Source organism: Streptomyces sp. NRRL S-118, assembly GCF_000716335.1.
In the GTDB taxonomy this organism is placed as follows: Bacteria; Actinomycetota; Actinomycetes; order Streptomycetales; family Streptomycetaceae; genus Streptomyces.
Map to the genome: position 1 here is coordinate 1 of NZ_KL591014.1, position 10,155 is coordinate 10,155.

10 protein-coding genes and 1 pseudogene are annotated in these 10,155 nt (G+C 71.8%); all 11 read left to right on the top strand.

What is annotated here, in order from left to right; all coding sequences use genetic code 11:
- Nucleotides 1-389, top strand: a pseudogene (locus IH00_RS44210) (hypothetical protein); the annotation flags it as partial.
- Entirely contained in the window at nt 386-1,354 is a 969-nt protein-coding gene (locus IH00_RS0122865) for a complex I subunit 1/NuoH family protein (protein WP_031076535.1), read from the top strand. The pseudogene IH00_RS44210 and the gene IH00_RS0122865, both read left to right, overlap by 4 nt.
- A 2-nt stretch (nt 1,355-1,356) precedes the next feature.
- Entirely contained in the window at nt 1,357-1,995 is a 639-nt protein-coding gene (locus tag IH00_RS0122870) for a NuoI/complex I 23 kDa subunit family protein (RefSeq protein ID WP_031076537.1), read from the top strand.
- A complete protein-coding gene (locus IH00_RS0122875) occupies nt 1,992-2,567 on the top strand; it encodes an NADH-quinone oxidoreductase subunit J family protein (RefSeq protein WP_031076539.1) in 576 nt (191 codons plus the stop codon). Before IH00_RS0122870 ends, IH00_RS0122875 begins: the two co-directional genes overlap by 4 nt.
- Nucleotides 2,567-2,926 (top strand): NADH-quinone oxidoreductase subunit NuoK, encoded by a 360-nt coding sequence (nuoK, locus tag IH00_RS0122880; protein WP_031076541.1) that lies wholly within the window; start codon nt 2,567-2,569, stop codon nt 2,924-2,926. Before IH00_RS0122875 ends, nuoK begins: the two co-directional genes overlap by 1 nt.
- The gene (locus IH00_RS0122885; RefSeq protein ID WP_031076544.1) at nt 2,923-4,923 is read left to right on the top strand and encodes an NADH-quinone oxidoreductase subunit 5 family protein; all 2,001 of its coding nucleotides are present in this window, start codon (nt 2,923-2,925) and stop codon (nt 4,921-4,923) included. The genes nuoK and IH00_RS0122885 overlap by 4 nt, the downstream gene beginning before the upstream one ends.
- A gap of 27 nt (nt 4,924-4,950) precedes the next feature.
- Nucleotides 4,951-6,504 carry an NADH-quinone oxidoreductase subunit M gene (locus IH00_RS0122890; RefSeq protein ID WP_031076546.1) on the top strand — a complete coding sequence of 518 codons (1,554 nt, stop codon included), beginning with the start codon at nt 4,951-4,953 and terminating at the stop codon, nt 6,502-6,504.
- Nucleotides 6,501-8,039, top strand: a complete 1,539-nt coding sequence (locus IH00_RS0122895; protein WP_031076553.1) for an NADH-quinone oxidoreductase subunit N — start codon at nt 6,501-6,503, stop codon at nt 8,037-8,039. The genes IH00_RS0122890 and IH00_RS0122895 overlap by 4 nt, the downstream gene beginning before the upstream one ends.
- 25 nt (nt 8,040-8,064) lie before the next feature.
- Nucleotides 8,065-8,520, top strand: coding sequence for a large conductance mechanosensitive channel protein MscL (mscL, locus tag IH00_RS0122900; RefSeq protein ID WP_031076560.1), 456 nt, complete (start codon nt 8,065-8,067; stop codon nt 8,518-8,520).
- 160 nt (nt 8,521-8,680) lie between these two features.
- Nucleotides 8,681-9,544: a zinc metalloprotease HtpX gene (htpX, locus tag IH00_RS0122905; RefSeq protein WP_031076562.1), complete on the top strand. Its 864-nt coding sequence runs from the start codon at nt 8,681-8,683 to the stop codon at nt 9,542-9,544.
- Nucleotides 9,541-9,933, top strand: coding sequence for a YccF domain-containing protein (locus IH00_RS0122910; RefSeq protein WP_031076564.1), 393 nt, complete (start codon nt 9,541-9,543; stop codon nt 9,931-9,933). Before htpX ends, IH00_RS0122910 begins: the two co-directional genes overlap by 4 nt.
- The last annotated feature ends 222 nt before the right edge of the window (nt 9,934-10,155 follow it).

The following is a 10,155-nucleotide window of genomic DNA, read 5'->3' on the forward strand; positions in this document are numbered from 1 at the left end:
CGCAACCCCCGGCCCCCGCGCCGGCTGAGGAAGCCGCGTCCCCGGCCGAGCCGGCCCCCGAGACGGACAACGGCGCCGGCACGGAAAACCAGGCGGGCACGGAAAACCAGGCGGGCCCGGAGACCCAGGCGGGCCCGGAAAACCAGGCGGGCCCGGAGACCCCGGCGGGCACGGAAGACCACCCCGGCACGGCACGCCAGGCCGGCACGGAAGACCAGGTCGGCGCGGCCAACACGCACGGCTCGGACAGCACGGACGGCTCCAGCAGCGCGGCCGGCTCGGACAGCGCGGCCGGCTCGGACAGCGCGGACGGCTCGAACAGCGCGGACGGCTCACCGGCCGACCGGCCCCGCACCGACGCACAGCGACGACCTGAAGGAGACGCGTGAACGACGCACTCGACGTCGCCCTCCGGCTGCTCGTCGTCTTCGGCGTGTTCCTCGTCCTGCCACTGGTGGTGGGGCAGACCGAACACAAGGTCATGGCGCACATGCAGGGCCGCCTGGGCCCGATGTACGCCGGTGGCTTCCACGGCTGGGCGCAGCTCGTCGCGGACGGCGTGAAGTTCGCGCAGAAGGAGGACGTGGTCCCGGCGAACGCCGACCGCCGCATCTTCCAGCTCGCCCCGGCCGTCGCCCTGCTCCCGTACCTGCTCGTGCTCGTCGCCATTCCGGTCGGGCCGAGCGAAGGGGCGGTCGGCGTCCTCGTCGACGCGGGCATCTTCTTCGTGCTCGCCGTCATGGGCATCGGCGTGCTCGGCTCGCTCATGGCGGGCTGGGCGTCCGCGAACAAGTTCTCCCTCCTCGGCGGACTGCGCACCGCCGCCCAGCTGCTCGCGTACGAGTTGCCCATGCTGCTCGCCGCCGCGTCCGTCGCCATGGCGGCCGGCACCGTGTCGCTCCCCGGCATCCTCAACGCCTTCGAGTGGTGGTGGCTGCCGTGGCAGATCGTCGGCGCGCTGGTCTTCTTCGTCGCGGGCCTCGCCGAGCTGCAGCGTCCCCCGTTCGACATGCCGATCGCCGACTCCGAGATCATCTTCGGCGCGTACACGGAGTACACCGGCCTGCGCTTCGCGCTGTTCCTGCTCGCCGAGTACGCGGGCATCGTGGTGCTGTGCGGTCTGACCACCGTCCTCTTCCTCGGCGGGTGGCACGGCCCGTTCGGGGCCGAGGGCCTGGGCTGGGTCTGGACCCTGCTGAAGACGGCCGTCCTGGCCTTCATCGTGATCTGGCTGCGCGTGAGCTACCCGCGACTGCGTGAGGACCAGCTGCAGAGGCTCGCCTGGACCACGCTCGTCCCGCTCGCCCTCGCCCAGATCGCCCTCACCGGCATCGTCAAGGTGGTGAACCCGTAACCATGGCCCCGATCCCGGGATCCGGCCTCGCCAAGGGCTTGGCCGTCACCCTCCGCACGATGACGAAGAAGAGCCATACCGCGCAGTACCCGGACGCCCAGCCCGAACTGCCGCCGCGCACCCGCGGCGTGATCGGGCTGTTCGAGGAGAACTGCACGGTCTGCATGCTCTGCGCCCGTGAGTGCCCCGACTGGTGCATCTACATCGACTCCCACAAGGAGACGATCCCCGCCGCCACGCCCGGCGGCCGTGAGCGCAGCCGCAACGTGCTCGACCGGTTCGCCATCGACTTCGCGCTGTGCATGTACTGCGGCATCTGCATCGAGGTGTGTCCTTTCGACGCGCTCTTCTGGTCGCCGGAGTTCGAGTACGCGGAGACGGACATCCACGAGCTCACCCACGAGCGGGACAAGCTCCGCGAATGGATGTGGACGGTCCCGGAGCCGCCCGCGCTCGATCCCGGCGCCGAGGAGCCCAAGGAGATCGCCGCCGCCCGCAAGGCCGCGGAGAAGCTCGCCGCGGCCCGGGCCGCCGAGCCGGCCGGGGCCACGGAGGGCGCACCGCCCCCGGCCCCGGCCGACGCCCCCGACGCCCCCGGCGCCGGACAGGCCCGGCGACCGGCCGAGGGAGGCAGCGAGTGAGCCTCGCCGCGTCCCACGGCTTCCTGTCGCCCACCGGCGTCGAGATCGCCTTCCTCCTCGTCGGCATCGTCACCCTCGGCGCGGCCGTCGTCACGGTCACCACCAAGCAGCTGGTGCACGCCGCCCTGTGGCTGGTGGTCGCACTCGGCGGCATCGCCGTCGAGTACCTGCTGCTCACGGCGGAGTTCGTCGCCTGGGTGCAGGTCCTGATCTACGTCGGTTCCGTCGTCGTGCTCCTCCTCTTCGGCCTCATGCTCACCAGGGCGCCCATCGGCCGGTCCCCGGACGCGGACTCGGGCAACCGCCCGGCCGCCCTCGTGGTGGCCGTCGCCTCCGCGGCCGCCCTCGTGTGGGTGGTCGTCGACGCGTTCCGCACCACCTGGATCGATCTGGACGGTCCCGCGCAGGGCTCCACCAAGGTCTCCGGCACGATCCTCTTCCGGCACTGGGTGCTGCCCTTCGAGGCGCTGTCGGTGCTCCTGCTCGCGGCTCTGGTCGGCGCGATCGTCCTGTCCCGCAAGGACCGGGCGGCCGACCACGCCGACGGGAACAGCCGGAAGGGACAGCGCTGATGCATCTCGCCTATCCCGCGGTGCTCGCCGTCCTGCTCTTCTGCACGGGGCTGTACGGGGTGCTCGCCCGCCGCAACGCGATCCTGGTCCTGATGTCCGTCGAGCTGATGCTCAACGCGGTCAACCTGAACCTGGTCGCCTTCGACGTCTGGCTCCGCGACACCCTGCACGCCGGCCAGGCGCTCACCCTCTTCACCATCGCCATCGCGGCCGCCGAGATCGGCATCGGCCTGGCGATCGTCCTGATGGTCTACCGCAACCGCGGCACCTCGGACATCGACAAGCTCCGCGACAACGCCGAGACCGCGGGCGCCGACGACGCCCCGGGCCCCGACGAGAAGGCCGAGGCCACCGCGTGACCACGACGACCCTCGCCGTTCTCGTCCCCCTCCTTCCGTTCCTCGGTGCCGCCGGCGGGCTGCTGCTCGGCCGGACCGCCCCCGGCTTCGTCCGGCCGCTGGCCGTCCTGCCGACCCTCGCCGCCTTCGTGCTGGCCGTTGTCGTCGCCGTACGCCAGGGCGGCGGCCGCGCGATCGACGCGGCCACCCAGCTCACCCCGACCGGCTCGGTCCCCATCGACCTCGCCCTGCACCTGGACGGCTTCGCGGCCCTCACCGCCGTCCTGGTCGGGCTGGTCGCCTCCTGCGTGCAGATCTACTCGACGGGCTACCTCCGCGACGACCCGCGCTACCCCTCGTACGCCGCGCTGGTCTCCCTCTTCACCGCGGCCATGCTGCTGGTCGTCTACTCCGGCGACCTGATGGTGCTGCTGGTCGGCTGGGAGATCATGGGCATCTGCTCGTACTTCCTGGTCGGCCACTACTGGGAGACCCCCGAGGCGCGCGCCGCCTCCTTGAAGGCCTTCCTGGTCACCAAGCTCGGCGACGTGCCGTTCCTCATCGGCCTGTTCGCGCTGGCCGCCGACGCCGGCACGTTCCGGATCACCGGAATTCTCGGCGCCGTCGCCGCCGGGGGCATCGACCACCCGACGCTGGTGGCGCTGCTCCTGCTCGCCGGTGTGGCGGGCAAGTCGGCGCAGTTCCCGCTGCACACCTGGCTGCCCGACGCGATGGCCGGCCCGACGCCGGTCTCCGCGCTGATCCACGCCGCCACGATGGTCGCCGCCGGTGTCTACTTCGTGGCCCGTCTCCTTCCTGTCTTCGCCGCCTCCGCGGCCGCCATGACCGTGCTCGCCGTGATGGCCGCGGTGACCATGGTCGGATCGGGGCTCGCCGCCCTCGCCCAGGACGACATCAAGCGCGTCCTCGCGTACTCCACCATCGGCCAGCTCGGCTACATGTCGGGCGCCCTGGCCGTCGGCGACCGCGGCGCGGCCGTCTTCCACCTCCTGTCGCACGGTGCCTTCAAGGCGCTGCTGTTCCTCGCCGCCGGCGTGATCATCCACGCCACCGGCACCAACTCCCTGGCCGCCATGTCCCGCATGCGGGGCCTGGCCGCCCGTATCCCCGACGCGTACTGGACGATGACCGTCGCCCTGCTCGCGCTCGCCGCGATCCCGCCGTTCGCCGGCTTCTTCTCCAAGGAAGCCGTCCTCGTGGCGGCCGAGCACACGGCCCTCGGCGACCGGACCGTCGCCCCGGCCGGGGCGGGCTGGATCGTCCTCGTCTCCGGCCTGCTGACCGCCCTCCTCACCGCCGCGTACGCCATGCGCCTGTGGCTGCTGGCCTTCCGCGGCCACGGTGCCGAGGCCCCCGACCACGGCAGGCAGCCGGTCGCCATGAACGCCGTCCTGTGGGTGCTCGCCATCCCGTCCCTCGCCTTCGGCGTGGCCGTCGTCCGGCTGGACGACTGGTTCGACGGCCATGCGCTGACCCCCACCGTCACCACCGCCGTGCTCGGCACGGGCATCGCCCTCGTCGGCGGGCTGGTCACCTACGCCACCTGGCGCCACACCACGGCGCGCGCCGCGCGCACCCCGCTCGGCGCGGTCGCCGCCCACCCGGAGGACGAGCCCGCGGTGTCCGAGGCGGAGGCGATCGCCACGCACACCCCCGCCTACGGCGACATCGCGGCGGCCCCGGACCCCGCCGACCCCGGGCGCCTGCTCCTCGGCAAGCTGCACGGCCCCGCCGCCGCCGGCTTCCGCCTCGACGCCGTCTACTCCGCCCTCTTCGTGCGCCCCGTCCGGGCCGCCGCCTCGCTGGTGAGCTTCCTGGACCGCGAGGTCGTCGAGACGTACGTGCGCGGCGCGGGCAGCGGCACGAACCTGCTCGGGCGGGCCGTGCGCCGCGCCCAGACGGGCAACGTGCAGACCTACCTGAGCGTCCTGCTGGCCGGCTCCGTCGTCCTGGCGATCGCCGCCGTCGTCATTGCCAACGTCAACGCCGGGTCGTGAGCCGTGATCGATATCAGCGCATCCGTGATGCAGTTCCTCCTCGCGTTCCTCGTCGTCGGCCCGCTCGCCGGCGCCGCCGCGGCCCTCCTTCCCGCCCCGCCCGGGCTGAAGGGGAAGTCCCCCGACCAGGCCGTGCTGCGCCACGGCGTGACCGTGACGGGCGCCGTCCTCGCCGCCGCGATCGTCCTGATGCTGGGCTTCGACCACGACCAGCCGTCGAGGATGCAGGCCACGACGGACATCAGCTGGATCCCGGCGCTCGACGTGCGGATCCACCTCGGTGTCGACGGCATTTCGCTCCCTCTCCTGGTCCTGACCGCGCTGCTGACCTTCCTGTGCGCGCTGTACAGCTATTTCAAGCTGCCCGCGGGCCCCTCCCCGAAGGCGTTCGTCGCGCTGCTGCTCGTCCTCGAATCCGGCACGCTGGCGACCTTCGCCGTCCTCGACCTGCTGCTGTTCTTCCTGGCCTTCGAGATGGTGCTCATCCCGATGTACTTCCTCATCGCCCGCTGGGGCGGTGAGGGGCGGCGCCAGGCCGCCTGGCGGTTCATCCTCTACACACTGCTCGGCTCGGTCGTCATGCTGCTCGGCCTGCTCCTCGTCGGACTGAAGGCCGGCACGTTCGACATGGTGGCACTCGCCACTGACAACGGCCGCGACATCACCACGTCCGTGCAGGTCATCGCCGTTCTCGCGATCGGGATCGGCCTCGCGGTGAAAACCCCGATGTGGCCGCTGCACAGCTGGCTGCCGGACGCCCACACCGCCGCCCCCACCATCGGCTCCGTCCTCCTCGCCGGCGTGCTGCTGAAGATGGGTACGTACGGATTCGTCCGGATCGTCCTGCCGATCACCCCCGACGGCATGCACACCTTCGCGCCGTACCTCGCCGCCTTCGCGGTCGCCGGCATCATCTACGGCTCGCTCGCCTGCCTCGCCCTCGCAAGGACCGGCGCCAAGGGCGACCTCAAGCGCCTGATCGCGTACTCCTCCGTCGGCCACATGGGCTTCGTGCTGCTGGGCATCGCGACCATGACCCCCACCGGGGTCAACGGCGCGCTCTTCGCCAACATCGCCCACGGCCTGATCACGGGCCTGCTCTTCTTCCTCGTGGGTGCGATCAAGGACCGGTACGGCACCGCCGACCTCGACACCCTCGCCGGAGCCACCGGCGCCGCGCTCTACGGCCGCGCGCCGCGCCTCGGCGGTCTGCTCGCCTTCGCCGCCGTCGCCTCCCTCGGCCTGCCCGGCCTCGCCGGCTTCTGGGGCGAGATGCTCGCCCTGTTCGGCGCGTTCGACCCGGCCGAGGGCCTCAGCCGCCCGGCGTTCCTCACCTTCATGGCCATCGGCGCCTTCGGCACGCTGCTGACCGCCGCGTACCTCCTCGTCGTCGTACGCCGCGTCTGCATGGGCGCCCGGCCCGCCGACGGCCTGCCGCCGCTCGCCGACGTCCAGACGTACGAGTTCGCCGCCTGGACCCCGCTCGCCGTCCTCACCGTCCTCGCCGGCCTCTGGCCCGCGCTCCTCCTCGGCCTCACCGACCCGGCCGTGCAGAAGCTCCTCGCAGGAGGCAAGTCGTGAACGCCGCAGCCGCGAGCACCGCCACCACGGACACCGCAGCCGACCTCGTCCAGTCCGTCGACTGGGCCGCCGTCGCGCCGCCGACCATCACCGCCGTCGTCGGCCTGGTCGTGCTCGTCGCCGACCTGTTCGTACCGAAGGAGCGCCGCCGCCTCCTCGGGTGGATCTCGATCGCCGGCCTCGCCGCCGCGGTCGTCGCCCTCGCACCGCTGCGCAAGGGCGACCGGTCCACCTTCTGCCTCACCACCGACCCCGGCGCGTGCAGCTACACCGCCGACCACTTCACCCTCGTCATCCAGCTCCTGGTGCTCGGCGGCGCCCTGCTCACCGCCCTGCTGTCGCTGACGGACACCGAGGAGAAGCTCCCCGCCGGAGAGTTCTGGTTCCTGCTGCTCTCCTCCGCCGCCGGTGCAGCGCTGCTGCCCGCGTCACGGGACCTGGCGACGCTGATCGTCGCCCTGGAGGTCGCCTCCCTGCCGGCGTTCGCGCTCGTCGGCCTCAAGCGCGGCGATCGCATGTCCGGCGAGGCCGCGCTGAAGTTCTTCCTCTCCTCCGTCACCGCGACCGCCGTGTCGCTGCTCGGAGTCAGCTTCGTGTACGCCTCGGCCGGCACGCTGCACCTGACCGAGATCGCCCAGAGCCTGGACGACACCCCGGCCCAGCTCGCGACCCTGGCCAAGGCCGGCGTCGTCCTCACCCTGGTCGGCTTCGCCTTCAAGACCGCCGCCGTCCCGTTCCACTTCTGGGTGCCCGACACCTATGTGGGTGCCCCGCTGCCCGTCGCGGCGTACCTCTCCGTCGTCGGCAAGGCGGTCGGCTTCACCGGCCTGATCCTGGTGACCGTCATCGCCTTCCCGTCGTACGCCGACGTGTGGGGCCCGGCCCTCTCGGTGCTGGCCGCGCTGACCATGACCGTCGGCAACGTCGCCGCGCTGCGGCAGGTCCCCACGCGCGCGTGGAGCGCGGTCCGGCTGCTGGCCTGGTCCTCCGTGGCCCAGGCCGGGTACCTCCTGGTGCCGATCGCGGCCGCCGCGTACTCCAGCGACGACCAGATCGGCGCCACCGTCTCGTACGCCCTGATGTACGCCGTCGTGAACCTGGGCGCCTTCGCCGTCGCCGCGCTGGTCGCCCGTACGCACCCGCTCAACCGCGTCTCCGACTACCGGGGCCTGTACGCGGCCCGGCCGGGCACCGCCCTGGTCATGGGCTTCTTCCTGCTGTGTCTGGCCGGCCTGCCGCCCGGCATCATCGGGCTGTTCGCCAAGGTCACCGTCTTCCAGGCCGCGGTCGACGCGGGCCTGGGCTGGCTCGCGGTCGTCATGGGCATCAACGTGGTGATCGCCCTGTACTACTACCTGCAGTGGACGGCGATCCTCTTCCGTGCGCCCGAGGCCCCCGAAGAGGCCGGCGTGGCGCGCCGAGCCGCCGGTACCGCACCGCTGACCCTCGCCATCGGCCTGACCGCCGCCGCGGGCGTGGTGCTCTCCGGCTACCCCCAGCTCGTGCTGCGGTTCACCGCGGCCACCCTGTTCTGATCCCCACCCCTCGAGGAGTACGACCGTGCTGAGCGGTTTCAAGGACTTCATCCTGCGCGGCAACGTCATCTCCATGGCCATCGGTCTGGCCGTCGGTGCCGCGTTCACGGCGGTCGTCACCGCCTTCAGCAACGCCTTCATCGCGCCGCTGATCGGCCTCGCCACCGGCTCGGTGGGCGACTTCAGCAAGGCATACTTCACGGTCGAGGGGGCCAGGTTCCCCTACGGCCTGTTCATCAGCGCCGCCCTGGCCTTCGTGATCACCGCGGCCGTGCTCTACTTCTGCGTCGTCGTCCCCATGATGAAGATCCAGAGCCGCTTCAAGCGGGAGGAGCCCTTCGACGTCAAGGCGGCGCTGCGCGACTGCCCCCGCTGCTGGTCCGAGATCCCGGCCGTCGCCACCCGCTGCCGCCACTGCACCAGCGAGGTGGAGCCGCTGCCGGAGGCGCTCGAGAAGGCCGGGCTGCCGCGCCCGCGCTGAGTCACCCGGACGGACCGGCGCCGCCGGCGCCCCGCTCCGCCGGGGCGAGGGAACCCGCCACTCCTGCCTGGCGTTGACCAGGCGGGGAGGGTCCACTGGACAGTGGACGAGGACCAGCACCAGCAAGGGTTCCCCTGCCGCACCACTTGGAGGGCGTACCGTGCACCGCCGGCACAACGGGCTGAGGACCGCCGTACTCCTCGGGGGACTGTCCGCACTCATCATCCTCATCGGCAGTCTCTTCGGGCGTACGGGCCTGATCGTCGCGCTGGTCGTGGCGCTCGGCACCAACGCGTACGCGTACTGGAACAGCGACAAGCTCGCGCTGCGCGCCATGCGGGCGCGCCCGGTGAGCGAGTTCCAGGCGCCGCAGCTGTACCGGATGGTGCGTGAGCTGTCGACCCAGGCGCGCCAGCCGATGCCGCGGCTGTACATCTCGCCGACGCAGGCCCCCAACGCCTTCGCGACCGGCCGGAACCCGCGCAACGCGGCCGTCTGCTGCACCGAGGGCATCCTGCAGATGCTCGACGAACGCGAGCTGCGCGGTGTGATCGGCCACGAGCTCAGCCATGTCTACAACCGGGACATCCTGATCTCGTCGGTCGCCGGCGCCCTCGCCTCCGTGATCATGTTCCTGGTGAATTTCGCCTGGCTGATCCCGGTGGGCCGCTCGGACGACGACGACGGCCCCGGGCTGCTGGGCATGCTCCTGATCATGATCCTCGGCCCGCTCGCCGCGTCCCTCATCCAGCTCGCCATCAGTCGCTCCCGCGAGTACGAGGCGGACGCCGCGGGCGCCCAGCTCACCGGTGACCCGCTCGCCCTGGCTGCGGCCCTGCGCAAGCTGGAGGCGGGCACCAAGCGGCTGCCGCTGCCCCCGGAACCGAGGATCGAGACCGCGAGCCACATGATGATCGCGAACCCGTTCCGTCCCGGCCGGGGATTCACCAGGATGTTCTCCACCCACCCGCCGATGGCGGAACGTATCGCCCGGCTCGAAGAGATGGCAGGTCGCCGCCCGTGAAAACGATCCTGAACGTCATATGGCTGGTGCTGAGCGGCTTCTGGCTCTTCCTCGGCTACCTCGCGGCCGGTCTGCTGCTCTGCATCACCATCATCGGCATCCCCTTCGGCATCGCCGCGTTCCGCGTCGGCCTGTACGCGCTGTGGCCCTTCGGCCAGACGGTGGTGGACCGCCGTGACGCGGGAGCCGCGTCCTGCGTCGGGAACGTCCTGTGGCTGGTCCTCGCGGGCTGGTGGCTCGCGCTCGGCCACATCGTCACCGGGATCGCGCTGTGCGTCACGATCATCGGCATTCCGCTGGGCATCGCGAACTTCAAGCTGATCCCCGTCTCGCTGCTGCCGCTGGGCAAGGAGATCGTCCCGACGGACCGGCCGTTCGCGACCCGCTGACCGGCGGCGTCTCCGCCGGCGGTGCCGGCGGAGTCACGCCGGCACCGCCGATTGTCAGTGCCGTGGTCCACCATGAACGCATGACGGATCACGTGCACGCCTACGAGCCCGGGCGGCCGGTCACGCCCGCCGCCCGCCCGGCGCGCGCACGGCCGATCGGGCTGATACCACCGATACGGCCACGCCGCGCGTCCCGCGCCGGCTAGGGCCTCTCGTTTGGAT

Excerpts from the sequence above, each read along its gene's own strand:
- IH00_RS0122870 (WP_031076537.1), top strand. The coding sequence starts at position 1,357 with ATGGCCCCGATCCCGGGATCCGGCCTCGCCAAGGGCTTGGCCGTCACC.
- nuoK (WP_031076541.1), top strand. The coding sequence starts at position 2,567 with ATGCATCTCGCCTATCCCGCGGTGCTCGCCGTCCTGCTCTTCTGCACG.
- IH00_RS0122890 (WP_031076546.1), top strand. The coding sequence starts at position 4,951 with ATGCAGTTCCTCCTCGCGTTCCTCGTCGTCGGCCCGCTCGCCGGCGCC.